General features: G+C 42.2%; 18 protein-coding genes. 7 read left to right on the top strand and 11 right to left on the bottom strand.

Annotated elements, in window-relative coordinates:
• Positions 1 to 348: 348 nt before the first annotated feature.
• Both IMPJCBKJ_RS06140 and IMPJCBKJ_RS06135 read left to right on the top strand, forming a co-directional pair.
• A complete protein-coding gene (locus IMPJCBKJ_RS06140; protein ID WP_166339345.1) occupies positions 349 to 2940 on the top strand; it encodes a TonB-dependent receptor in 2592 nt (863 codons plus the stop codon).
• A gap of 108 nt (positions 2941 to 3048) precedes the next feature.
• Positions 3049 to 4425, top strand: a complete 1377-nt coding sequence (locus IMPJCBKJ_RS06135) for a hypothetical protein (protein WP_166339343.1) — start codon at positions 3049 to 3051, stop codon at positions 4423 to 4425.
• Between the two features lie 35 nt (positions 4426 to 4460).
• Here the strand turns inward: IMPJCBKJ_RS06135 and IMPJCBKJ_RS06130 are convergent, their stop codons facing one another.
• The 10 genes from IMPJCBKJ_RS06130 to IMPJCBKJ_RS06085 all read right to left on the bottom strand — a co-directional run bounded on the left by IMPJCBKJ_RS06130 (position 4461) and on the right by IMPJCBKJ_RS06085 (position 17797).
• Positions 4461 to 4724 carry a hypothetical protein gene (locus IMPJCBKJ_RS06130; protein WP_054553091.1) on the bottom strand — a complete coding sequence of 88 codons (264 nt, stop codon included), beginning with the start codon at positions 4722 to 4724 and terminating at the stop codon, positions 4461 to 4463.
• An 11-nt stretch (positions 4725 to 4735) separates the two neighbouring features.
• On the bottom strand, positions 4736 to 5569 hold the full coding sequence (locus IMPJCBKJ_RS06125; protein ID WP_054553059.1) for a peptidoglycan binding protein CsiV: 834 nt from the start codon (positions 5567 to 5569) through the stop codon (positions 4736 to 4738).
• Positions 5569 to 9042, bottom strand: a complete 3474-nt coding sequence (mfd, locus tag IMPJCBKJ_RS06120; RefSeq protein WP_166339341.1) for a transcription-repair coupling factor — start codon at positions 9040 to 9042, stop codon at positions 5569 to 5571. Before mfd ends, IMPJCBKJ_RS06125 begins: the two co-directional genes overlap by 1 nt.
• Positions 9043 to 9071: 29 nt before the next feature.
• Complete coding sequence (locus tag IMPJCBKJ_RS06115; protein ID WP_055198676.1) at positions 9072 to 9965, bottom strand: carbon-nitrogen hydrolase; 894 nt, start codon at positions 9963 to 9965, stop codon at positions 9072 to 9074.
• A complete protein-coding gene (locus IMPJCBKJ_RS06110) occupies positions 9958 to 11016 on the bottom strand; it encodes an agmatine deiminase family protein (RefSeq protein ID WP_166339339.1) in 1059 nt (352 codons plus the stop codon). The genes IMPJCBKJ_RS06115 and IMPJCBKJ_RS06110 overlap by 8 nt, the downstream gene beginning before the upstream one ends.
• An 84-nt stretch (positions 11017 to 11100) precedes the next feature.
• Complete coding sequence (locus IMPJCBKJ_RS06105) at positions 11101 to 11694, bottom strand: PilZ domain-containing protein (protein WP_058584935.1); 594 nt, start codon at positions 11692 to 11694, stop codon at positions 11101 to 11103.
• Positions 11695 to 11799: 105 nt separating this feature from the next.
• Positions 11800 to 14973, bottom strand: a complete 3174-nt coding sequence (locus IMPJCBKJ_RS06100; protein WP_138618207.1) for a multidrug efflux RND transporter permease subunit — start codon at positions 14971 to 14973, stop codon at positions 11800 to 11802.
• Between the two features lie 14 nt (positions 14974 to 14987).
• Entirely contained in the window at positions 14988 to 16193 is a 1206-nt protein-coding gene (locus IMPJCBKJ_RS06095; protein ID WP_166339337.1) for an efflux RND transporter periplasmic adaptor subunit, read from the bottom strand.
• A gap of 202 nt (positions 16194 to 16395) precedes the next feature.
• On the bottom strand, positions 16396 to 17088 hold the full coding sequence (locus IMPJCBKJ_RS06090; RefSeq protein WP_166339335.1) for a haloacid dehalogenase type II: 693 nt from the start codon (positions 17086 to 17088) through the stop codon (positions 16396 to 16398).
• A 55-nt stretch (positions 17089 to 17143) separates the two neighbouring features.
• Positions 17144 to 17797 (bottom strand): peroxiredoxin-like family protein, encoded by a 654-nt coding sequence (locus tag IMPJCBKJ_RS06085; protein WP_166339333.1) that lies wholly within the window; start codon positions 17795 to 17797, stop codon positions 17144 to 17146.
• Positions 17798 to 17903: 106 nt separating this feature from the next.
• Between IMPJCBKJ_RS06085 and IMPJCBKJ_RS06080 the strand changes: the two genes are divergently transcribed.
• From IMPJCBKJ_RS06080 to phnW, 5 genes are all read left to right on the top strand, one after another.
• The gene (locus IMPJCBKJ_RS06080; RefSeq protein WP_166339331.1) at positions 17904 to 18779 is read left to right on the top strand and encodes a LysR family transcriptional regulator; all 876 of its coding nucleotides are present in this window, start codon (positions 17904 to 17906) and stop codon (positions 18777 to 18779) included.
• An 85-nt stretch (positions 18780 to 18864) separates the two neighbouring features.
• Positions 18865 to 19425 carry an RNA polymerase sigma factor gene (locus tag IMPJCBKJ_RS06075; RefSeq protein WP_166339329.1) on the top strand — a complete coding sequence of 187 codons (561 nt, stop codon included), beginning with the start codon at positions 18865 to 18867 and terminating at the stop codon, positions 19423 to 19425.
• Positions 19422 to 20492 carry a FecR domain-containing protein gene (locus IMPJCBKJ_RS06070; protein ID WP_138618222.1) on the top strand — a complete coding sequence of 357 codons (1071 nt, stop codon included), beginning with the start codon at positions 19422 to 19424 and terminating at the stop codon, positions 20490 to 20492. The genes IMPJCBKJ_RS06075 and IMPJCBKJ_RS06070 overlap by 4 nt, the downstream gene beginning before the upstream one ends.
• A gap of 8 nt (positions 20493 to 20500) precedes the next feature.
• A complete protein-coding gene (locus IMPJCBKJ_RS06065) occupies positions 20501 to 23524 on the top strand; it encodes a TonB-dependent receptor (protein WP_166339327.1) in 3024 nt (1007 codons plus the stop codon).
• A gap of 142 nt (positions 23525 to 23666) precedes the next feature.
• Positions 23667 to 24761, top strand: coding sequence for a 2-aminoethylphosphonate--pyruvate transaminase (gene phnW / locus IMPJCBKJ_RS06060; protein ID WP_166339325.1), 1095 nt, complete (start codon positions 23667 to 23669; stop codon positions 24759 to 24761).
• Positions 24762 to 24817: 56 nt separating this feature from the next.
• On the opposite strand, the gene IMPJCBKJ_RS06055 is transcribed toward phnW, so the two are convergent.
• Positions 24818 to 25504 carry a UTRA domain-containing protein gene (locus IMPJCBKJ_RS06055; protein ID WP_166339323.1) on the bottom strand — a complete coding sequence of 229 codons (687 nt, stop codon included), beginning with the start codon at positions 25502 to 25504 and terminating at the stop codon, positions 24818 to 24820.
• Between the last annotated feature and the right edge of the window lie 64 nt (positions 25505 to 25568).

Below are 25568 nucleotides of genomic sequence, written 5' to 3'. Positions count from 1 at the left end.
TTTTTATAACGTTGTGTGATCAACTTGTAAAAATTTCATTTGTAGCATTAATTGGGCTCTGATTACACTTGATTACAAAGTGCGTGCAATTGATTTCAATCGTGTTTTTTTTGCTACTTAATAATGTTATTTTCCTGATGTGTAAGTGTTTTTTTCTATTAACATTGATACATCGTGAAACCTTATTACCTAAAGTTGGTACGTCATTTTTGGGTTGTTTTTTATTTGGTCTTTCATTCAGTTTTCGTTCAGTTAACTGCGCCTAAGTTGCCCTCCGCTGACTCGTGATTCTAATAATAACGAGCGCTACCTGACTAAAGGTAAATTTCCAACAAGTAGGGTTTTCACATGAAAAAATCAATTCTTGGTTTAGCTGTTGTTTCAGCAATCCCAATGTTCTCAAGCATGCAAGTTTTAGCTGCTGATGATGCAGCAGAGTCTATTGAAAAAATTCAAGTTACAGGTTCTCGCATTAAGCGTACCGATATGGAGACGTCTAGTCCTGTAACTTTAATCGGCGCAGATGACATCAAAGCAATGGGTGCATCAAGCATCGATGGCGTTCTACAAAAAATGACTGCAGCAAGTGGTGCGATGACTAACCCTGCTGTTAACAATGGTTCAGGCGGTAACGCACGTGTTGACCTACGTGGTTTAGGCGCGCAACGTACTTTAGTACTAGTAAATGGTCGTCGTATGATCAACTCTGGTACTGGCGCAGCATCTACTGTTGACTTAAACACAATCCCAGTATCAATGATCAAGCAAGTTGAAGTACTAAAAGACGGCGCATCTGCTGTATATGGTACTGACGCGGTAGCTGGTGTTGTTAACATTATCTTAAAAGACGACTTCGAAGGTCTAGACATGAACCTTAACGGTGCTATCACTGGTGAAGGCGATGCAGACGAAACGTCTTTCGATATCACAATGGGTTCAAGCTTTGACCGTGGTAACGTTGTAATTGGTTTACAATACACAGACCGTGGCGACGCTTCTCAAGCAGACCGTGACTTCTCTGATTGTCCAATCGAAGAAGATTACGAAAACGGTAGCTTCTACTGTGGTGGATCTTCTTACACACCTTTCGGCCACGTTTGGGCTGAAAATGCAGACCTTCAAGGTCAAGCAGATGGTGAATGGCACGATTACACTGCTGCTGGAGATGCATATAACTATTCAGCAACAAGCTACCTTTACACGCCAATGCGCCGTTTAAACCTTACAGGTATCGGCCACTTTGACGTAACTGATGAAACGCGTTTAGTTTCTGAGTTCACTTACTCTAAGCGTTGGTCAACTCAACAAATGGCTCCACAGCCTGTATGGTTCGACTTCACGTACGATGCAGCAACTATGGGTGATTCACTTCTTTCTCACGGTGTAGCTGACGGTGAAGACATCTCTTACGGTCGTCGTATGACAGATGTAGGCCCTCGAGGTTACGAGCAAGTTGTTGATACTGTTCGTGCCGTAATCGGTCTTGATGGTGCATTTGACAACGGTTGGGGATGGGATACTTCAGTAGTATTCGGTCGTAACGACTCAGTTGACCGCGCAACTAACCTACTTAACATGGGTTCAATCCAAGATGCAATTGAAGAGGGTAATTTCAACCCACTTAACCAAGCAGATTGGTCAGGTAGCAACCTTGCACAGTACAACTACACTGAAAACAACTCAGGTGGTAGCCAATTATTAGTTCTTTCTGCTGGCCTTAACGGTGAAGTAATGGAACTTCCTGCAGGTTACGTTGGTTTCGCAGCAGGTATCGAGCGTCGTGAAGAAAAAGCATGGTACGTTCCAGATTCACTAACTTCACAAGGTCTTGCAAATGACCCACGTGTTGAACCAACTGGTGGTCGTTTTGACGTAAACGAAGCTTACGTAGAATTCGCTGTTCCACTTCTAGCTGACGCACCATTTGCACAAATGGTTGACTTAAGCGCTGCTGTTCGTGCATTCGACTACAGCACATTTGGTTCTGATGAGACTTGGAAACTAGGTCTAACTTGGCGTGTAAACGACGAACTAATGCTACGTGCTGTTCGTTCAACTGCATTCCGTGCTCCTACAGTTTCTGAGCTTTACCAAGGTAAATCACCTTCATTCGAACAAGTTAACTTCCCTGGTGCACAAGACCAAGCTGAAGTAACTGTTGGTGGTAACGACCAATTAACGCCAGAGCTTGCTGATACAGTAACTGCTGGTTTCGTATACGCTCCAGAATGGTTCGACGGTTTCTCAATGACTGTTGACTACTACGAAATCGAAATTGAAAACTCAATTTCAAGCGTAAACAACCAGTACATCGTTGAAAACTGTCTTGATGCTTCTACTGGCGCATACAAGAACCAAGATACTGCACTATGTCAGTCTTCTGCAATCAATTTCAATCAAAGCACTGGCCGTATTAGCTTCAACAACCAATTACAAAACATTGGTAATGAATCTACTAAAGGTTACGACGTAAACTTCAAGTACGCATTTGAAGCTGCAGGTCTTAACTGGCGCACAGGTCTTGATGTAACTATCCTTGATGAGTACATCGTTGATTCAGGCACAAGCACAATCGATTACACAGGTCTTGTAACTTCAGGTATCGGTAGCTACGCAAAAGTTAAGTCTAACTTCACTCTTAACGCGTCTGGCGACAACTGGGATGCACAATACCAAGCACGTATGATCGACGGCCTAGACAGCTACGCATGTCTTGCTGACGACAGCGAGTGTCTAGTACCAAGCGTTGGTACTGTTGTATACCACGACATCAGTGGTTCATACATCCTGAACGACACAGTGTCATTCTCTGCAGGTGTTAACAACTTATTCGATAAGCAAGCACCTTACTACTCAGGTAACAATGACTCAAACACTGACCCGTACACATACGATGTACTAGGTCGTCGTTTCTTCGCTGGTATGAACATCAAGTTCTAATCTAGTTTGAAATGATTACTAAGGCCCCGTTTTTACTGGGCCTTTTTTATTGTCTGAAAGCCTATCAACGCGTAAACTAAGGGAGCATTATTAAAAAACGAGGTGATATTGCTTAAACAAGACGAAAACTTATCTTTTATTATTGAGCCTGAGCTTAAACCACGCACAGAGCAACGACTCGACCTGTATTTCTCCATTCCGAATGAAATGAGTGTTAACCCGCAAACACTGAGCGAAGAATCATTCTTTAATAATAACTTTAAATCGCACCTTGCGTATAACGCTAACAACATTCACTTACCCTTAGTGAGAAGCCGCTTTGTTAGTAAAAACAAAGGTGAACAACAGGATTATCGACAAAACTTAAACTTATATTGTTATCAAGTTCGACTCGCGCTGAATGCAGATATTAAAGACACCCTAAAACACCAAGAAGCCGAAGAGTTTTACCCTGCAGCCATTGAGTTGTGCCAGCAAACCAAAGGCTTGTTGAAAAAGCTAAGACGCTATACCCCAGATGATGAAAAGCTGCTGCCATTTTATAAAAACGCTGATAACTACTTAAGTTGGCATGTAGAGCAGTCATTTTTGAAACTATTGGATGAAGGGCCGCGCAGTAGTGATTTTGCAAAAGAGCGCAGTGATTTATTAGAGTTCTGCAAAGCTGAAAACAGTTATCGTGATGAGCAAGAATATAATTCGCAATCAACACTCGAAGATGCCAACCGTATCACTAATAAAATGCGCCTATTACAACGTTTGATTGAGCATGGAGTGGTGCTTACACGTAGCACGCGTCACTTAAACAGTTATTTAAAACGCATGGTAAAGGGCACGGTGACCGCAGTGATCATGGCCTTTGTGATGTTGGTTGTGTTAAATGCTCGCTCAAACTTTACCGAAGTAACAGCAACCTTGATTTTGATCTTGGGTGTTATTTATGGTCTTCGCGAAATATTTAAAGAAGACATCACACGGGTGATCTGGCGAGCTATCGTAAGAGGGCGACCAAAATGGCGGTTTCAATTTAAAAACAGCATTACTAAAGACAAAATTGCCAGCCAATACATTTGGCTTGAATACACCAGTTTTAAACGCCTGCCGAAAACGGTAAGAAGAATTTTTTCGAAGCGACGTCATCAAAATAAACAGGCTGCTCAGTGGCTGCATTTTGCAAGCGAAACACAAGTTAACGCTAAAGAGTTTTTACCTGGCTACGATACCTTGCAACAAACCATGCAATTTAGCTTGGCACCGTTTGCTCGCTATTTAAAGCGGGGTGAAGGTAAGCTCTATCATCTAGATAGTAATAAAATCTCTAAGAAAGCCGTAGAGAGGCGTTATCAGTTAAATGTGGTATTAGTCTTTACACAAAGCGAAGATGAAACTTTGTATCAGCGCTACAAGATTACGTTAAATCGCAGCAAAATTGTTAATATTGAGCGTATTTACTCACAAACTGACATTCTGAAAGATGAAAGATGAAAGATGAAAGGGTGGCCTTGGCCACCCAATTGGGTTTATTTAGCGTCTAAACCAGTTTTGCTATAAAGCGATACTTTGTCTGACACTAGGGTAATTTCGATATTTTTATCTTTGTTACCCCAAATGCAGTTAGTGTGTAGTGTCTTTTCTTCACACTTATCTGCTGAACCTAAGATAGCTTCAACCTCAGTTTTATCCATGCCAATTTTAATTTTTTCGTAGTTCTCTAAGTTTACTTTTGAGCAACCCGCTAAAGTAAGTGTTGCAGCCGCTGCTGCAATTGCCATATATTTTTTCATAATTGTATCCATTAATGGTTGTAGCGTCTTATTTGCACGATCATACCCATACGTGGGTGATCAAAATAATGTATCTCGTTACTTATCACACGTTTAAATTGTGAAAAACGTGCTTTTTCGTAATCACCGTTTTCTAGGCGCTGACTAATATCAAAATCTGCGTTTATAAATAGGTAGTGACGAACATAAATTTTCATTAAACCATCAAATTCCCACTTTGGCACATTTTGCAACTGGTCGGGAATATAGCGCTCAGTAGGGCCCACTAGGCTTATAAAGTCGTTATTTTCATTCTCTACTGGGGTTGAGTGTTTTGCTAAGTGTTCACCGGAAAATAAACGGATACTGGGTGCGTTTCTTTCACTCATTTCAGGAAAACGCCAGCCAGTGTGCAAAATAGGGGTTAAGCCTTTTCTATCAAGCTGATTTTTTTGCTCAACAAATTGTAATTGTTCTGGCGCCATTAAGTAAATGTCGTCAGTGTCTTCACGGGGCTCAACAACGGGTGTAACAGGCAGTTGATTATAGCTTGCTAAAAAATCAACACTGTCGTCACATACATTAGAGTGAGGGTTGCTATTCACTAAAGAGTCGGTAAACGAATTTGAGCGAAAGCGGCTATCACCTTCAATACACGCTTGCTTCGCTTGTGCTGTGTATGCAGGAGATAATAAATCTTTGCTACGCTTTGCCTTGATCTCATCGTGTTTTAAACTGAAATCTTCCTGTAAATAAGGGGCTGGGCGCTGTTTATAAATAAGAACTTCTATTTCGAACCAACGTGCTGCAAATGACGAGCTTGTATATAAGCAACAAAGCAGTAGTAAACTATTTCTAAACAACATTAATGGCTAACCTTTTTTTCGAAATCTGCAATCATTGCAGTGACCATTTTTAAGCGTTCGCGAGCGTTGGCTTCGCTAATTGCAAAGCGCAGTTTATTTGCGCCATCCATTTTATACACCTGCGGTGCACTTTGTATCAAACCTATAATGAAGCTAGGGTTAACCTTTGTATGCTGGCTAAACTCAAAATAGCCGCCTTTCGGGTTTGCTTCAATCTTCTTAATGCCGATATTACTTGCTTGCAGTTTTAATTGCTGCAAACTGAATAAGTTTTTAGTGGCGTCAGGCAGCAGACCAAAACGGTCAATCAGCTCTACCTGTAACTCGTCCATATCATTGAGGTTAGCACAGCTTGCAATGCGTTTATAGATTCCTAAACGTACGTTTACATCATGAATATAATCATCAGGTAATAACGCTGGCAGCTTTAAGTCAACCTCAGTTTGTTGACCTAATAAGTTCTCAAGGGTTGGCTCTTTACCTTCTTTGAGGGAGTTAACCGCTTGCTCAAGCATTTCCATATACAAACTAAAACCAATGGTTTGCATTTGACCCGATTGATCATCACCAAGCAGCTCACCAGCACCACGAATTTCTAAGTCATGGGTTGCGAGCGCAAAGCCTGCACCCAGGTCTTCCAGTGATTCAATCGCTTCGAGGCGTTTAACCGCATCTTTACTCAGTGATTTAGGGTTACCAGTCAGTAGGTAGGCATACGCTTGGTGATGGCTTCGGCCTACACGACCACGCAACTGATGCAGTTGTGCCAGACCCAGCTTATCTGCTCTATCCATAATAATGGTGTTGGCAGTGGGTACATCGATACCGGTTTCGATAATAGTGGTACACACAATCACGTTATATTTTTGGTGATAAAAATCACTCATGATTTGTTCAAGCTCGCGTTCTCGCATTTGACCATGTGCGGTTGTTACGCTGGCTTCAGGTACCCATTCACTGATTTCTTCTGCAACTCGGTCTATGGTTTCAACATTATTATGTAAGAAATACACCTGACCACCGCGTTTAATCTCACGCAGAATTGCTTCGCGAATTAGTTCTGCATCTCTTTGTCTAACAAAGGTTTTAACTGCTAAACGTTTCGCAGGTGGTGTGGCTATGATTGATAAGTCACGCATGCCACTCATTGCCATGTTTAATGTACGTGGGATAGGGGTCGCAGTGAGCGTTAAAATATCGACATCGGCACGTAATGCTTTGATTTTTTCTTTTTGGCGCACCCCAAAACGGTGCTCTTCATCAACAATCAATAAGCCCAAATCTTTAAATTGAATATCTTGTTGAATAAGCTTGTGAGTACCAATCACGATATCTAATTTACCCTCAGCCATTTTATCGAGGGTGTCTTTTTGTTCTTTGGTTGAGTTAAAGCGCGATAAAACACCCACCTCAATTGGTAAATCGGCAAAACGGTCTTTAAAGTTTTCATAATGCTGCTGTGCAAGCAGTGTGGTTGGTACCAGTACCGCAACTTGCTTGTTATCATTTACGGCTACAAAGGCTGCGCGCATTGCCACTTCAGTTTTACCAAAGCCAACGTCACCACATACTAAACGATCCATCGCTTGCTTACTTTGCATATCACCGAGCACAGACTCAATGGCGTTGCGTTGATCATCAGTTTCTTCAAATGGGAAGCTGTCGCTAAACTGACGATAAGCACTGCCATCAAGCTTAAATTTATTGCCAGGCTTTGCTTGGCGTTTAGCGTAAATATCTAAAAGCTCAGCAGCCACATCACGAACTTTTTCGGCGGCACGTTTTTTTGCTTTTTCCCACGCATCGGAGCCTAACTTATGAAGCGGGGCAGAGGCTTCTTCACCACCTGAATAGCGGCTCAGCATATGTAACGCAGAAACGGGCACGTAAAGCTTTGCCTCGTTGGCGTAGATGATTGTAACAAACTCAGTGATCACACCAGCAGCATCAATGGTTTCAAGGCCTTGATAGCGGCCTACACCGTGATCAAGGTGCACAATCGGTTGACCTTCACGTAGCTCAGCAAGGTTACGAATAAGCGCATCTTGGCTGGCTTCGTATTTGTGTTTACGGCGTCGACGTTGCGAGACCTTAATGCCTAGTAATTCTTGCTCTGTGATAATGGTTAAACGCAGCTTACCGTCTAACACCACACTTTGCTGAAGTGGCGAAACAATTAGGCCAACATCACTCGAACTATTGGTAAAATCGCTAAACGATTCAAATTCTTTAAGCTTTAAACCACTTGGCTTTAATAAGGTGAGTAATGATTCGCGGCGGCCATCAGATTCAACCGAGAGCAGCACGCGGCCTTTTTGTTTTTTCTCACTGGCAACATAGTCAATTAAACCTTGATACGGTTCATGTAACTTATGATCAATACGAACATTTGGCAGCTCTTTACTAGCAAGGTTGGTGTGACCCGCTTTGGTACCTAATTTTGCTTGCGATAAACGAATACGCGCGTATTTACCAAATTCACCAAACAGCTCATTAACGCTTTGATACAGTTTTACAGGTTCAAGTAAAGGTCTGAGCGGATCAACACGGCGGTTTTCATAGCGTACATTCACATCATGCCAAAATTGATCAGCAGCATGCTCAATATCGCCAAAATGCATAAATGTTGTATTGCTTGGTAAGTAATCGAAGATAGTTGCCAATCCATCAAAAAACAGTGGCATATAATATTCGATACCGGCAGGCCAGGTTCCTTTAGTCACCTGCATATAAATTGAGTCTTGTTCAGAGCTTGCGCCAAATTGTTCACGATAGTTGATACGAAAACGCTCAATGTCTGAGTCGTTAGTTGGGAATTCGTGGGCTGGCAGTAACTCAATTTTGTCGACCTTTTCATCTGAGCGCTGGCTTTCAACATCAAATAAGCGAATGCTGTCGAGCTCATCATCAAAAAAGTCTAAACGGAATGGGTGTGGGCTACCCATAGGGTATAAGTCAACGATAGAGCCACGAATCGCGTATTCACCATGCTCCATCACTTGTTGTACATGTAAATAGCCCGCTTGTTCTAAGTTTTCACGCAGTGTGTGGGTATCTAGGGTATCACCCACTTTAAAGTTAAGAGTTGAACCATAAATAAACGAAGCAGGGGCAGTACGCAGCATCAAGGTCGACACTGGCACGATTAATACGCTTTGTTGTTCTTTTTTTAAGGTATTTAACGTGGCTAAGCGCGCTGAAATAATATCTTGATGCGGCGAAAAATGATCATAAGGGAGTGTTTCCCAGTCAGGGAAGACCATGACTGGGTTTTCAGGCAACAGAAATTCGAGTTCAGTTTCAAGGCGTAGGGCGCTTGGCGTATCTGGGGTGACAATCACAACCAGCTCGTTGTGTTGTTTTACACCTTCTGCGATGGCGATGCTAAGCCCGCTACCGGTAAGTTGTCCCCATTGAATTTTATCTTTTTCAGATTTTACCCAAGGCAATGCTGCCCATTGCGCAAACGCCATTTACTACTCCTTTAAACTGTTTTTACTGCTTAGTCTCGATAAATCTTGGTTAAGTCCTGATAGTGATCGATACGACGATCACGAAGGTAAGGCCAAATTCGACGTATGTTTTCACTACGTGCTTGGTCTAATTCAACAACTAATAATTGCTCATCGCTGTTGTTCGCTTCGGCTAAAATTTCACCTTGAGGGCCCGCGATAAATGAGTTACCCCAGAACTGAATACCTTCACTTTGGCCGCTTGGATCACTTTCGTGGCCAACACGGTTACAGCTGATCACAGGTACGCCGTTGGCAACAGCATGAGCACGTTGTGAAATAACCCAGGCGTCTTTTTGACGTGTTTGCTCGTCTTTTTCATCACGTGGGTCCCAGCCAATGGCTGTTGGGTAAATTAAAATTTCAGCACCGGCCATTGCCATTAAGCGTGCAGCCTCTGGGAACCATTGATCCCAACACACTAATACGCCTAATTTACCGACAGAGGTTTGAATAGGCTCAAAACCTAAATCACCCGGTGTGAAGTAAAACTTCTCGTAAAAACCTGGGTCATCAGGAATATGCATTTTACGGTATTTACCGGCAATGCTGCCGTCAGTTTCAAGTACCACAGCAGTATTGTGATAAAGACCCGTAGCGCGCTTTTCGAATAATGATGACACGATCACCACATTGAGTTCTTTGGCAAGTGCACCTAAGGCGTCTGTACTTGGGCCCGGAATGGTTTCTGCTAAATCAAAAACGTCTACATCTTCGGTTTGGCAAAAATACAAGCTACGGTGTAGCTCTTGAAGAACAATAAGCTTAGCGCCTTGGCTTGCTGCATCACGAATACCGGCAATTGATTTTGCCATATTGTCCTGAGCATTATCGGTGTTTGATTGCTGAACAAGAGCAACCTTTAAATGCGTTGGTTTAGTCATTGTTTGTTCCTGCTAAAAAGCCGCGCGGTAATTGCATTGTAATACAGTGTAAGCTGCCAAATTGGTGAATAATTGGCACACAATTAATACCCACCACAGTGTGCTCTGGGTATGCTTTGGCAACCTGACCAAGCGCCAGTTGGTCGTTTTCGTCACCATAAATTGGTACTAAAACGGTTTTATTGATAATTAAATAATTAGCGTATGTGGCAGGTAGTCTGTCACCATCTTCATCGAACACTGCTTTTGGCCAAGGTAAGGCAATCAGCGTGTAGTTTTCACCCTCTGCTGTTTTAAATGATTGCAGTTGTTTTTCCATTGCATCAAGGGCTGCAAAGTGCTCATCACTTTTATCGTCGCACTTAACATAAACAAGGGTGTTGTTCGGGGCAAAACGTACCAGCGTATCAATATGGCTGTCGGTATCATCACCTGCAAGGTAACCGTGATCAACCCAAAGAAACGACGTAGCACCTAGTTGCTCAACAAGCGTTTGTTCTATATCTGCTTTTGTGAGTTCAGGGTTACGATTTGGGTTTAATAAGCACTCGCTGGTTGTGAGTAGCACGCCGTGTTCATTGATTTCGACGCCACCGCCTTCAAGAACCAGATCACTTTGCTGATAACCATTTTTAGGGCTCGCGACTTGCTTTACAAGTACTTGATTAATTTGATTATCAAGATCACTTGCAAACTTATTGCCCCAACCATTAAAAATAAAATCCATTACTTTCAACTCTGTTGCGTCATCAATATTTGCACAGGTCAATGGGCCATGGTCACGTGCCCAAGTATCGTTACACGGTGTCACCACAAAGTGAATGCGATTAGCATCGACATCCGCATTTGCAAGTGAAGCTGCAATATGTGCTTTGAGGGTATTATCATGAGCTACAATCACAACATCTTGTTGTTGGCTTATTGCTTGGCAAAGTGCTACATACACAGGCTCAACAGCGGTTAAATTTGCTGCCCAATCTGTGTCTTGATGAGGCCAAGTGAGCATAACGGCATCTTGCTCAGCCCATTCAGGTAAAAGTCTAAATTTCATGAAGGTATTAAACAAACTAAGGTGGGGCTAGTTTAGCATTTTAGCCATAGATGTCAGCTTTTTGTGCGCGATAAAGCGTGATTTTTAACTGTCTTGCTGATTGTTTTCTTGCTGACGTTTTTTTAGTTGGCGTGTTTGTGCGTGCAGGGCTGCTCTTACGACTAAATCTTGGTCAGCATCGCGAATGGCAGTAAACAATAATGTGTATTGGTATTTATCATCATCGCATTTTTCAATGGCCACTAATTCGGTATAGCAATAAATGGCAGATGCTTCGTGCTGCAAGAACAACTTAGTACGAAATGTTTGCCCTAATTCATACACATCAGCTGAGGTAAGTTTTACACCACCACCGCCATAACTATCGCAATAGTTTGCGTTATCGTCAGGCTGCTCTGAGGCTAAGATGTGACTCATGATTAAATCAATTTTACGGGACTGTGCCTGTAAAAAGGCTGCCAGTTCTTGCGCAACATCACCCAGATTACGCAGTGGTCTTAAGCTTGTTTGTTCAAGTTCGTTTACTTCGTTGGCAAGTTTAAATAGGGCAGGGATATCTGCTTCGAGCTCAGCATTGGTTTTTGGCACAGCACTTGGTTCAACCGCATATAAATTGACACGGTTGCTCTCGTTGATTTGAAAATATTGTTCAAATTCGGCTAATTTTTGATTATTCATGCTGTACTCCACACATCTTTCCTTAATACTAGCGTTCGAAGCAGTAAATTGCTAGTAATCAAATAATCAAAAAAAAGGGCAAACTCATTGTTTGCCCTTCATTTTTTACAGGTTACCCTCTTGGGTTTTAACATGTTCTTGTTGATGATGTGCTGCTATCTCATCAGCAAGCTCTTGTCTTGAACGTTTTTCAGTTAACTTACGCGCCGTTAACCAATAAAAGAACAGCGGCACAAAGAATACAGCAAGGAATGTCGCTGCCATCATACCGCCCATGACACCGGTACCAACACTGTGACGGGCACCTGCACCTGCTCCAGAGCTAAGTACTAGAGGCACTACGCCTAAAATGAATGCAAGCGAAGTCATAATGATTGGTCGAAAACGTAAACGTGCAGCCTCAAGCGCAGCCGTACTTGCGCTCCAGCCTTGTTGATGTTTCATCAAGGCGTATTCAACAATAAGAATCGCGTTCTTACTGGCAAGACCAAGTAGTGTTACCAGACCAATTTGGAAGTACACATCGTTTGTCATGCCAACAACCCAAACTGCTATAAGCGCACCAAAGGTACCAAATGGCAGGGCAAGCATCACAGACAGTGGTAGTGACCAACGCTCATATAGCGCTGCTAGAATCAAAAATACCATGATCACAGCAAGGCCTAAGGCAATTCCTGTGGTGCCTGAACTGCGTTTCTCTTGGAATGCAGAGCCTGTCCACTCGTAGGTCATATTAGGTGGTAAAACGGCTTGTGCAATACGCTCAACTTCAGCAATAGCTTGACCCGAACTGTAACCCGGCGCTGCATTACCCATCAGTTTAACAGCAGGTAAGTTGTTATAACGATTTAGGTTTTCTGGGCCACGGCTATACTCGATAGTGGTAAAGGCTGAAAGCGGCACCATAGTACCTTGGTTGTTTTTAACATAGATACGGCCAATGTCATCAGGCTTCATTCTAAATTCAGCGTCTGCAGACATTAGTACTTGCCATGCGCGACCAAATTTATTGAAGTCGTTAACATAATAAGTCCCCAAGTTACCGGCAAGGGCAGTGAACGCATCATCAATTTCTACACCCATGGCACGGGCTTGTTCACGGTCAACATCAACACGTAGCTGTGGTGCGTCAGGGCGCCAAAGTGTTTGCAGGCCACTGATAATAGGGCTCTTTTGTGCTTCAGCTGTCATCAACTGCATTGCATGTTGAAGTTTGTCTGGGTCGCTATCACCTTTGTTTTGAATGTAAAACTCAAAACCACCTGTGTTACCTAAACCAAAAATAGCCGGAGGATTAAAGGCAAGAACGAGCGCCTCTTTAATACCTGCTGTTTTCATGAAGAGCTCTTGCACCAGCGCCTTGGTATCAACTTCGCGCTCATCCCAATGTTTTTGTGTCACGAATAAGGTTGCAGCGCTGTTTTTGTAACCACCGCCAATAAAGTCAAAACCGGTAAACGCTACCACGTTTTCGTTCGCTGGGTTTGATTGCACGGCCTCAACAACTTGCTGCGTGACTTGCTCTGTGCGTTCAAGTGATGAACCGTCAGGTAAGAAGATTGCAGAGATGTAATAACCTTGGTCTTCATCTGGCACAAGCGAACCTGGGGTGTTTTGCCAAAGGCCAATCGTTGCGGCAATCATACCTGTCATTAAGATCAGACCTAACAGACCACGGCGCACCATAAATCCAACAGCACCAACGTAACGGCCGGTGATCTTGGTAAACATGTCGTTAAACCATAAGAAGAAGCGGGCAGTTTGCTTGTGTTCTTGTTTTAAAATAAGCACACAAAGCGCTGGCGTCATCGTTAAAGCAACGACACCCGATAAACTTACAGCAATCGAAATAGTAATAGCGAACTGGCGGAATAACTCACCGGTTAAGCCACCTAAAAACGCAATTGGCACAAACACTGAGCAAAGTACTAAAACAATTGCCACCACCGGGCCGCTTACTTCGCCCATCGCTTTAACAGCGGCTTCTCTAGCACCGAGCCCTTCTTCGTGCATGATACGCTCAACGTTTTCAAGCACCACGATGGCATCATCAACAACAATACCAATCGACAGCACCATACCGAATAAGGTGAGTGAGTTAATTGAGTAACCCAGCATATACATACCGGCAAATGTGCCCAGTAGTGATACTGGCACTGCAAGAGTTGGAATAAGCGTGGCGCGCCAGTTTTGTAAAAATAAGTACACCACTAAGAATACTAATACCATGGCTTCAAGCAGTGTTTTTACAACTTCACGAATCGATACTTCAACAAAGCGGGTTGTGTCGTATGACGTTAAATGTGCAAGTCCGGTAGGGAACTGGCTTTTCATTTCTTCAATAACACTGTTTACTTCTTCAGCTACATCAAGAGCGTTAGCACCCGGTTGCAAGAAGATACCTAACAGTACTGCTTCTTTACCGTTAATCGTCCCTTTGAAGTTATAGTCTTTTGAGCCAAGCTCAACGCGGGCAACGTCTTTTAAGCGTAAGCTACTGCCGTCAGTGTTTGAACGAATAATGATATTTTCAAACTGCTCAGGCTCAGACAAACGCCCTTGTGCAGTTACACTGTAAACCAGCTCTTGTGGAGATTGTGTAGTTGGTGTTGCACCAATTTTACCTGCCGCATATTGTGAATTTTGTACGCGAATTGCCCCTGCAATTTCTTCAACAGTAACACCTAACTGGCTCATTACATCAGGGCGCAGCCAAATACGCATTGCGTAATCTTTGGCACCAAAAATTTGTACACTGGTAGTGCCTGGAATACGTTTAACACGGTCTAGCACGTTCATAGTGACATAGTTTGATGTCCATAAACTTGAACGTGTTCCATCTGGTGAGTAGAAGGCATGAACTTGTAAAAAGCTAGAAGAACCTTTTTGAACCACCACACCTTGGCGGCGTGTTTCTTCAGGTAAACGCGCTTCAACCTGCTTAACACGGTTGTTTACGTTAACGGCTGCTTGGTCAACATCAGTACCAATTTCAAAAGTAACTTCGATGGTCGTTGAACCTGCACTGGTTGACGTTGATGACATATACATCATGCCTTCAACACCGGTAATGGCATTTTCAATCGGTGTCGCTACCGTTTGCTCAAGCACATCGGCAGATGCACCGGGGTAGGCTGCGGTTACTTGTACAACCGGTGGGGCTATTTCAGGATATTGCGCCACAGGTAAGCTGCGCATCGCAGCAAGGCCCGCAAGCACAATAACAATAGAGATAACAAACGCAAAAATGGGTCTGTCTATAAAGTAACGAGAAAACATAAGACTCCCTGTGCTTATTCTGCGTGGCTTGGGTTAGCGGCTGGTTTGCCAACATTGACTGGCATACCCGGGAAGAAAATACGTGCCATGCCATCAACAATAACTTGGTCACCTTCTTTTAACCCACTGCGAATTAACCAAAAATTTTGGTATTGCTCGTTTTCTGGTTTTTTGATCCATTCACCTACAGTAACAGGGGCAGGTAAAGCGACATCCATACCTTGCTCGTTTTTACTTACTACATAAACAAACTTACCGGTGCCGTTATCAAGCACTGCACGTTGCGGAACAATGAAAGCGTTTTTGCGTACTGCACCACTTAACTCAACGCGAACGAATTGGCCCGGGCGAAGTTGAAAATCAGGGTTAGGAATAATTGCCTGAAACTCACTGGTACCTGTGTTTGGATTAATACGCACATCAGAGAAGTTAACTTCACCGGTTTGTCCGTATAACGAGCCATCTTGCAGTTTAATTTGTGTTTTCCAATGGCCTTGCTCAGGTAACGTCAGTGAGCCATTTTTAACATCTTGACGCATTTGCAGTTGTTCACGCTCAGATAAGCCAAAACGAATACGAATAGGGTCAAACTGAGTCATTTGAGTCAGTAATAAATCTGGACCAGAAACATAAGTGCCTTCAGAAACAAACTCACGTCCCATTACACCTGCAACAGGGGCTTTCACTTGCGCATATTCAAGGTTTAGTTGCGCTTCTTTTAAGGCAACTTTTGCAGCTGCTAAATCAGTTTTAGCAATATCATTGGTTGAACTAGCGTTATCGTAGTCACGTTGTGAAACGGACTTTTCGGCACGTAGTTTAGCTAATCGTTTAACATCACGATCAGCTTGAACAAGCGCTGCTTTTGCACCATCAAGTGCTGCTTGCGCACGATCAACCGCAAGTTGATAAGGTTCAAGGTCAATTGTAAACAGTGATTGGCCTTGCTCTACACGCTGACCTTCTTCAAAGTTGCGTGATTCAAGAATACCGGTGACACGGGCACGAACTTCAACTTCTTTTGAACCAGACAGCGTAGCTGGCAGCTCAATAGTAAAAGGTGCATCGTGAGTTTCCATTGTCATAGTCGCGACAGCAGCGGGGTGCATTTGACCCTGTTGTTGCTGTGGCGCTTCAGAACAACCTTGCAGTAGCAAAGGAGCAGAAACTAATAACAACGCAGATAATGATAATTTGGCAGGTGCGAAAGGCAGACGCATGTTTACTCCACAGTCCAATTGTTAAGTAGGTATACATAAAAAGTAGTCTATCAGGATGAAAGACGTCACTATGCATTTTAAATTAGCGTTTAGTTTATACCCAAAAAAGAGAAAGGTACACCCTGTAGTTTACTTTTTTATTAGGCACAAAAAAACGCAAAGCATTTTCGCTTTGCGTTAATTTAAGGGTTTAAATCGTTTTTTACTTTTTCGTTAGTAAAGAGGCTAACTCTTCAAGGTTTTTAACAATGTAATCTGGTTGCTTTGCCAGTGGGTAAAGCGCTTTACCGGGCCTTGCGATAAACGCTGTTTGCATACCCGCTTCTTTAGCGCCTGCTACATCCCAGCCGTGAGCAGCAACCATCAAGGCTTCGTGAGGCGCTACATTTAATTGTTCAAGCAACCACTTGTAAGCGCGCAGATCGGGTTTATACACTTTAATATCTTCAACACTGTAACGGTGAGTAAAGTAATCTGTTAAACCAGCATGTTGGAACTGTGCTTTTACACCGTTATTTGACGAATTTGTAAAGCTGACTAGTTTATAGTCTTGCTTTAATTTCGCTAAAGCTGGCTTAACATCGCTATGCGCAGGCAAAGAGAGAAGCGGTGGCACAATCGCTTGTTTTGCTTGCTCGTTGGTTAACGAAATTTGATTATTACTTGCCACCATCATCAGTGCTGCAACACCGATTTCACCAAAGTCATGATAATCATTCGATACCGTACTTACTAAAGAGTGGTGAAGCATTGTCGAAAACCAAAGTGGCAATAGCTGGGTATTGCCATCAAGCGCTTTAGCGACTGAGGTTTGCATTTGTTCAAGATCAAGCAAGGTTTCGTTGACATCAAACACAATTACTTTTGGTTTTGCTTGGTGTTGAGACTCTGCCATTGTGCATCCCGAGTAAGTTAGGGTTACCAATAAAACTAGACTAAAAAATACTTTTTTAAACATGATTTAGTGCCTTAACTGCGTTAAGTACATCTAAAGGCTCTGCTCTTAGAGTGTAATCTTCATGAGCAAATGCAAATTGAATCACCCCTTGGCTATCAATAACGTAAGTTGCTGGTAGTGGTAATTCGTAGCTTTCGTCACCATTGGCTTTTGGAATATCTAAACCAAGTTGATCGTAAACAGGGATCAAACGTTCATCCAAAGTGAATACCAAACCACACTTTTTAGCCAAAGAGTTAGACACATCAGAAAGCACCGTATAAGCCAGCTCGTTTTGCTGTTGGGTAGACAGTGATTCATCAGGTAACTGAGGCGAAACAGCAACTAACTGGGCATTTTGATCAGCAAATGCTTGTTGCATATTGTTAAGTGCACGTAGCTCTAAATTACAATACGGGCACCAGCCACCACGGTAAAAACTCAGCACAAGCGGGCCTTTAGTTAGCAATTCAGTCGAGCTGATTTGTTTGCCCTTGCTGTCGGGTAATTCAAATGCTGGAAACTTATCACCGACTTTTAAAGCATGCTCACTTAATTGTTCAGCAATTAGTTTTTCAGTCGTTACATCCATCAAATTTAAGATATCAGCAGGGACATTGGCTTTCTTTTGCACTTCAAAGGCGTCGATTTGGGTTTTTAAAGACATACATGCTCCAATCATTTTTTACAATTAGTAGCAAGTATAGAGTTTTAAATATTTATATATACAATACAAAACTGAAACCTAAATTCGAAAACATTGAATCAAAGCCATGTACAGTTTATGTGATTTAGAAACCTTTATTGCCATAGTTGAAAACCAAGGTGTAGTTGCCGCCGCTAAAGCTCAGGGCCTCTCACCAGCTACGGTAAGTCATCGCTTAAGTAAGTTAGAAAAAGCCTTAAGTACTGTATTGTTGTTTCGTGATAGTCGGCGAATACGCTTATCACCAGCAGGAGAGCTGTTTTATCAACGTGCTGGTGCCATTTTAGAAGCCTTGTATGATGCTGAACATCAAATTGGCGCACGGGGCTCAGCAGTGACAGGGCTTTTAAGAGTTACTATGCCGCCTTGGGTCTTCTCAAAATTTGTGATGCCTGAGCTTAGCCACTTTGAACAGCAATATCCCGACTTAAAGCTCGATTTTATGATCACAGATCAATTCGTGAATATTGTGGATGATGCCCAAGATGTGGCTATTCGAGTTGGTCAGTTAGCAGATTCAAACCTGCTTTCTCGTAAGCTGGTTAGTAACTCTCGTATTTTGTGCGCAGCACCGAGCTATATTGAAAAATATGGGCAACCTAAGTCGGTGGCTGATCTTAAAGACCATTACTGGGTGTGTTTGCCATGGCAGCGACAGCTTAAATTTAGCGAAGGCGGACAAGTCATTAATTATAATGCGAGAACGCGTTTTACTGTCTCTAATTCAGATAACATGACACAGGCTGCGATTGCAGGTCATGGCATAGCGATTAAATCTTATATTGCAATTAAAGACGATTTAGCCGAAGGGCGGTTAATTGAAGTACTCCCTAATAGCCTAGTTGATGCTGATGCACCAGTGTGGTTTTTAAAACCACAAAACAGCCTAGTGACGCGCAAAACAGAGGTTTTTTATGAGTTTATGAAATCTTTGTTTACTTAAGGTACAAAAACTTAACAAATGGCTTGTAATTAAACTGAAATCTCGTACCCTAAAGCAATAAAAATATAATAAAGGTGAGTTAAGGATGACAGAACAAACTGGGGTTATCACCGCTTTTACCGAGATATCGAGCAAGCTTAGGCGCTTTGTATCGCGAATTGTCAGCCCTGATGATGTAGAAGATATTGTACAAGAAACGTTTATAAAAAGTTATGAAGCTGATCTTAAGCAAAATATCGAATATACTCACAGTTACATGCTAAAAACAGCTAAACATTTAGCGCTGAATCACATCGCTAAATGGGACAATAAATACAAAGAATCGTTAGATGAACAAGAACAGGTTGAGCATCATATGCGTTCAATGGCACTTGAAGATGAAGTGACTTCTAAAGAACGTTTTTTGTTTTTTTGCCGAGTAACTAACGAATTAAGCCCTCAGGTTAAAAAATGTTTTATCTTAAAAAAAGTCTATGGCTTAAGCCAAAAGGAAATTGCAGCTAAAATGGATCTCAGCGAGAGTACTGTTGAAAAACATATAGCCAAAGGCTTATTACATGTTCACCGAGCAATGAAATCACACGATGTACAACCCCAGGCATTTACCCCTACCACAGAGTTCACTGCAAAAGAGGTGAGCAAATGAGTAATGTTCATCCATTTTCATCAAAAGACATGATTCAAGAGCAGGCGAGTCATTGGATCAGTGCAATTGATCGTGGCTTATCTAAAGATGAAGTAAGCCAATTACATATCTGGGCTCATCAAAGTATGGCTCATCAAGAGGCACTGTTTGAACTTGCGACCTTGTGGGATGAAATGAGTGTGCTTAATGAGTTAAGTAGCTTATTTCCTTATAAAGCACCGCAAAAACAACCTGCTGTATTTGGTATGTCAACCGCAGCCAGCTTTTTAGTGGTGATGTTGCTTGGTTGTATCATGCTTATCTATTCAAGCTATTGGCAAAGTGAAGAAAATGACTACGCCAAATTTAGCAAAATTTACCGCACTAAAGTGGGTGAGCAAGCTGAATTTGTGTTACCAGACAGCACTATTGTGCAGCTTAATACCAATACTAAACTCGAAGTTGCCTACTCAGGCGATCGTCGTCAATTAATTTTGAGTCGCGGTGAAGGGCGCTTTAATGTTGCCAAAGATCCGAGCCGTCCGTTTACGGTTATTGCTGGTGATAAATCATTTACTGCACTTGGTACGGTGTTTAATGTTCAGCGAAATACAGCTTCAGACTTAGAGCTAGTGGTGACCGAGGGCAAGGTGATGATTGCTGATCCTGGTACGCAGGTTGATGCTAGCGACTTTAATCGTTTAAAAGACGCCTCAGATAACAGTGAAGATATAAAAGCGCTTCGCGCTAATGTTGTTGTATCTGGTGAGAAAGCACTGATAAAACAAAGTAAAACAGAACCAATTAAGCAGTTATCTGTTGATGACGTACAACGTGATTTGGCATGGCAACAAGAAATGCTGATTTTTAATGGCGAGTCTTTAGACGAAGCTCTGCAAGAGGTGAGTCGTTATACCGCCACACGTTTTGAATTAAATGATCCAGAACTTGCCTCTTTAAAAGTGGCTGGCGTGTTTAAAACTGGTGACATTAAAGGTTTGCTTGATTCTTTACAGGTCAACTTAGGTGTAGAACATCAACGTTTAGGTGAACATCGTGTTAGCTTAACTATCGCTGCAAAAGGTTAGTTCTGTCTATGAGAATACGCCAATCTAATGATGTTAATTGTGCGCCACTTTCTCGTCACAAAAAATTAATTAAAAAAAAGTTAAATTTACATAGCGGATTTTTCTTCCTCACTTGTTTGTTTAAATTGCGCAGTAAGCAATTGCCGTTGTTACCTGCCTCTTTTGTTATTTATGGCCTTACAGCAGGCCAAGTAGCAATAGCGGCTGAAAAACAAATGCTGCAATTTGACATCAAAGCGCAACGAGCTGATTTGGCGTTAATCGAATTTGCAAAGCAAACCAAACAAACAGTCATTTTTTCTTTCGAATTAGCAAAGCAATATCAAGCGCAATCAGTGTTTGGTTTTTACACCAAACTTGATGCACTGAATGCGATGCTAGAAGGCACTGAGCTCGATGCGGTTGTTGATCAACAAGGCTTGCTGAGTATAAAACTCAAACAAGTAGATAGGATAGATAATAACATGATCAAAGTATCAGGGGTCAGCGCTGCAGTCGTGCCATTACTGCTTGCCGCCAATACGCAAGCGTTAGCAGAAGATCAATCAGCAGAACAAAACATCGAAAAAATTGCCGTTGTCGGTAGCCGTGTAGCAGGACGCTCGGTTGAAGATTTACCGGTTCCGGTTGATATTTTAAGTGCCGAAGCACTCGAGAATACAGGTCAAACAGAAGTTGGCCGTATGCTTCAGGCTATTGCACCGTCTTTTAACTTTTCAAGCTCGTCTATCAGTGATGGTACTGATGCACTTCGCCCTGCAACATTACGTGGCTTAGGGCCAGATCAAACCTTAGTTCTTATCAATGGTAAACGCCGCCACCAAGCGAGCCTTATTCACATTAATACGTCAGTAGGTCGTGGTACGGCGGGTACCGACATGAATGCTATTCCTGCTGCTGCAATCAAACGTATTGAAGTATTACGTGATGGTGCTGCTGCGCAATATGGTTCAGATGCCATCGCAGGCGTTATTAATATCGTATTAAAAGACGCTGAAGAGGGCGGTAAAGCGGCTATTAATTACGGTGAGTACTCAGAGGGTGATGGCGAAACTGTAACTGTTGATTTCAACAAAGGTTTTGCTTTAGGTGATGAAGGTTATTTAAATACCACAATCAACTACCGTGACCGTGCGCCGACAAACCGTGCTGGCCTTCATGGCTCATGTCAATTTTACGGCTGTACTGAACTTGATGACGGTACGCTTTTAGCAGGCGACCCTCGTGAGTTAACGGCACCTCGTGATACGTTTAGAATTGGTGATGCAGATTCACAGCAATTTGCTCTAACCGTTAACACTGGCTACGAGCTTGCCGGTGGTGAGCTATATGGCTTTATCACTTATTCAAATCGTGAAAACGAATCAGCTGCGTTTTTCCGTCATAACGCAAATGCTAATGGTAACCCTGTATTACAAGATGGTGATGCAACCATTCCTATGGGTTTTTTACCGAAAATTAATACTGTCATTGATGACGTGTCTTATAACTTTGGTTATAAAAAATCGTTCGATAATGACTCAAGCATTGATTTATCGTACACCTACGGTGAAAACAGCATTGATTACACCACAAGCGACACTATCAACGGCTCTTATGCTAACTACCTTCGTTATGACCAAGGTTTAACGGCTGATGAAATTCGTGCCACTATCCCGCGTTCAGCGTATGCATATGGGCTTGAATTATCACTGCAAACTCTAAACCTTGATTACACCAAAGATTACGACAACTTCTCATTAGCACTAGGTGCTGAGCTTCGTACCGATGAGTTCCGTATTCTTGAAGGTAGCGAATACGCATACCGTGATTACGATACATTTGATGGTGTGAGCATCTATTCTGGCTTAAATGGCGGGGTAGGTAGTGTTGACGCTGCAAGCGGTACGCAAGGTTTTGGTGGTTCAGATCCGGCATCATCAGTTGATGAGTCGCGCGATGTGATCTCATTCTATATGGATGCAGAAACCTATGTTATCGATGATGTAATCATTTCAGGTGCGGTACGTTACGATAACTACAAAGGCTTTGGTGACACAGTTAACTTTAAGTTAGCGGGTAACTGGTCTGTCACTGAAGATGTGTCTTTGCGTGGTGCATTAAGCACAGGTTTTAGAGCACCTTCTATGCAACAACTTTACTTTAATAACGTAAGTACTCAGTTTGTTGTAGGTGATGATGGCAGCTTAGTGGCTGAGCAAGTAGGTACGTTTAGAAACGACAGTACCTTAGCGCAATCAATTGGTATTCCTAAGTTAAAAGAAGAAAAATCACAAAACCGTAGTTTAGGTATTGTGTATAACGTGACCGACAATATCAATTTAACCATTGACTACTACTCGATTGATATCGACGACCGTATCGTTATTTCTAACCGTTTAGGTAAAGGTTTATCAGATACGCTCGATGCTGCACTTGAAAGTTCAGGCGCAGGTGCGGGTCAGTTCTTCTTAAATGGTGCAGACACAGAAACAGAAGGTGTTGATTTAGTTGCCACATGGAACACAGAAGGTCTTGGCGGCACGCTAGATTTCACCTTTGCTGCTAACTTTACTAAAACAGATGTAGTTGATTTATTCACGCCATCAGGCAGTGGTCTTGAAACTATTCCGGTAGAAGATGTGTTTTCTGCCCAAGAAACGTCAATTATCGAAGAATGGCAACCTGAAGACCGCATTAACTTAAGCGCGCTTTACCGCTTAGAAGATTGGACTGTAAACCTATCTCTAAACCGTTACGGCGAATACACAGTTGAAGATGGTGGCCGTCAAACATACGGTGCTGAAATCTTAACTGATGTTAAAGTTAACTACTTCTTTAACGAAAACCTGTCATTTAACATTGGTGCAAATAACTTATTTGATGTTTACCCAGATAAGAACACCATTGGTAATTCGCGCTCGGGTACGATTGTTGATGCTAGCGGCAACACAATTGTTTCAAGCCCTGGTGTATTCACTTACTCACGTCGTTCAGCACCATTTGGTTTTAACGGTGCGTACTACTACGTAGGTGCAGAGTACAAGTTCTAAACTCCCTTTAGATTCCTTTATTATTTAACTTGCAAAGGGCCGTTAGGCCCTTTTTTAATGCAGTCATAAAAACTTCACTTTTTTTATCAACATAAATCCCTAATAATATCTGGACTAGACCAGATTTTAGGCGATATTAAAAATGAATGAATATTTACTGTTAACTCCTGGCCCATTAACAACATCGGACAGTGTAAAACAAGCGATGTTAAAGGATTGGTGTACATGGGATGACGATTATAACTTAGGTGTTGTACAGGCTATTCGCAGCAAACTTGTAACTTTGGCCACTAAAAGTTCTGACTATACGTGCACATTAATGCAGGGCAGTGGCACTGCGAGTGTAGAAAGTGCTTTAGGTAGTTTAGTCGCAAATGAACATAAGTTATTAATAATAAACAATGGCGCATATGGTAAACGGATGGCAGAAATTGCCAAGTATTTAGGTGTTGACCACTGTGTTTTAAATTACACTGAAACTCAGCTACCAAGCTGTGACGAAATTGAAAAAACACTCTTGAGTGATGAAAACATTAGTCATGTTGCAATGGTGCACTGCGAAACGACGACCGGCATGCTAAACCCAGCAAAGCAAGTGGGCGAACTATTATCACGCCATAACAAAGTGTATATTTTAGACGCAATGAGCAGCTTTGGTGGCGTACCGTTTGACTTAGCAGATTGGCACATTGATGTAATGATTAGCTCATCTAATAAGTGTATTCAAGGTGTTCCAGGTTTTGGTTTTGTAATTTGCAAACGTGACTTAATTGAAGAATCACAGGGGGTTGCACGTTCGTTGTCACTTGATTTACATGCACAGTGGCAGTGTATGGAGAATAATCAAGGTAAATGGCGTTTCACATCTCCTACACATGTTGTACGCGCATTTCATCAAGCTCTAATTGAATTAGAACAAGAGGGTGGTATTGCAGCACGTCATAAGCGTTATAAAGACAATCAGCAACTTTTAGTCACTGCGATGAGAGAGTTAGGTTTTCAAACGCTCTTAGATGAGAGCTTACATTCACCGATTATCACCTCATTTTATTCTCCAACAGCGAATGGGTATGACTTTAAAGAGTTTTACTTGTTGCTTAAAAACCAAGGGTTTGTGATTTACCCAGGTAAGGTGTCAGATGCTGACTGCTTCAGAATTGGCAATATTGGTCATGTGTTCGAAAACGATATTACACGTTTAATTGAGGCAATATCAAACAGCAGATATTGGTTATAAAGAATGTTCACCCGTGTAAAGGCTTTGTTTAACAAAGCCTTTTTTCATTTATTGCCTTAGTGACCTTCTACAGTCATTTCAATGGCATTATGCAACCAATACTCAACATTGTAATCCACTAAACTGCCTAGTTCATCAAAGCGTTTACGAATAACTTTTAAACAAGGTGTGCCACTATTTTTTTGCAATACCTGTGCTACATCGTCAGGAAGGACAGTCACACTAATCGCGCACTGCTCATTGACTACATTTGTTGCGTATTGATTTGCCATTATTTGTGTTATCGAGCCATTTAGGTTGTGCTCAGCAAGTCCATCAAAACGCGCAGCATCACAAAAAATATCTTCAAACATCACTAAGCGCTCATCAAGGCTGCGGGCACGTTGCAAATGGTGCAAAGTTGATGCAGAAAATTCTGCTTTTAAATCATGATTGCTAATTTCTTGATGGCTAATCACTTGGGTATCAGCAACAAAGCCTTGTTGTTTTGCAAGTTCATAAAAGTTTACTTTAGTGGCAGGGTTCCACTTAAGTTTTGTTGGTGTTACAAACCAACCACGGCGCGTTTGGCTATAGATCAATCCTTCAGCTTCTAAACGAAGTAGTGCCTCACGGACTGTAATACGGGTCGAGTTAAATTGTTCTTGTAACAAACGCTCAGAAGGGAGTTTGTCACCCGTGTTCAGAGTCCCTTCGCTTAGTAATTGATGTATGTAATTTCTGATTTGTTGATATAAAAGCATACGGTGCCTTTTTGCTAAATACAGCTTTAGCTTAACTGATAATAAAGGGATTTATAACGTTTGA

The organism is Pseudoalteromonas sp. MB47, assembly GCF_011319765.1.
Lineage (GTDB): Bacteria > Pseudomonadota > Gammaproteobacteria > Enterobacterales > Alteromonadaceae > Pseudoalteromonas > Pseudoalteromonas simplex.
This window is presented reverse-complemented; position numbering and strand designations above follow the sequence as displayed.

Coding starts and splice junctions, on each gene's coding strand:
- IMPJCBKJ_RS06140 (WP_166339345.1), top strand. CDS start 349: ATGAAAAAATCAATTCTTGGTTTAGCTGTTGTTTCAGCAATCCCAATG.
- IMPJCBKJ_RS06130 (WP_054553091.1), bottom strand. CDS start 4,724: ATGAAAAAATATATGGCAATTGCAGCAGCGGCTGCAACACTTACTTTA.
- IMPJCBKJ_RS06125 (WP_054553059.1), bottom strand. CDS start 5,569: ATGTTGTTTAGAAATAGTTTACTACTGCTTTGTTGCTTATATACAAGC.
- mfd (WP_166339341.1), bottom strand. CDS start 9,042: ATGGCGTTTGCGCAATGGGCAGCATTGCCTTGGGTAAAATCTGAAAAA.
- IMPJCBKJ_RS06115 (WP_055198676.1), bottom strand. CDS start 9,965: ATGACTAAACCAACGCATTTAAAGGTTGCTCTTGTTCAGCAATCAAAC.
- IMPJCBKJ_RS06110 (WP_166339339.1), bottom strand. CDS start 11,016: ATGAAATTTAGACTTTTACCTGAATGGGCTGAGCAAGATGCCGTTATG.
- IMPJCBKJ_RS06105 (WP_058584935.1), bottom strand. CDS start 11,694: ATGAATAATCAAAAATTAGCCGAATTTGAACAATATTTTCAAATCAAC.
- IMPJCBKJ_RS06100 (WP_138618207.1), bottom strand. CDS start 14,973: ATGTTTTCTCGTTACTTTATAGACAGACCCATTTTTGCGTTTGTTATC.
- IMPJCBKJ_RS06095 (WP_166339337.1), bottom strand. CDS start 16,193: ATGCGTCTGCCTTTCGCACCTGCCAAATTATCATTATCTGCGTTGTTA.
- IMPJCBKJ_RS06090 (WP_166339335.1), bottom strand. CDS start 17,088: ATGGCAGAGTCTCAACACCAAGCAAAACCAAAAGTAATTGTGTTTGAT.
- IMPJCBKJ_RS06085 (WP_166339333.1), bottom strand. CDS start 17,797: ATGTCTTTAAAAACCCAAATCGACGCCTTTGAAGTGCAAAAGAAAGCC.
- IMPJCBKJ_RS06080 (WP_166339331.1), top strand. CDS start 17,904: ATGTACAGTTTATGTGATTTAGAAACCTTTATTGCCATAGTTGAAAAC.
- IMPJCBKJ_RS06075 (WP_166339329.1), top strand. CDS start 18,865: ATGACAGAACAAACTGGGGTTATCACCGCTTTTACCGAGATATCGAGC.
- IMPJCBKJ_RS06070 (WP_138618222.1), top strand. CDS start 19,422: ATGAGTAATGTTCATCCATTTTCATCAAAAGACATGATTCAAGAGCAG.
- IMPJCBKJ_RS06065 (WP_166339327.1), top strand. CDS start 20,501: ATGAGAATACGCCAATCTAATGATGTTAATTGTGCGCCACTTTCTCGT.
- phnW (WP_166339325.1), top strand. CDS start 23,667: ATGAATGAATATTTACTGTTAACTCCTGGCCCATTAACAACATCGGAC.
- IMPJCBKJ_RS06055 (WP_166339323.1), bottom strand. CDS start 25,504: ATGCTTTTATATCAACAAATCAGAAATTACATACATCAATTACTAAGC.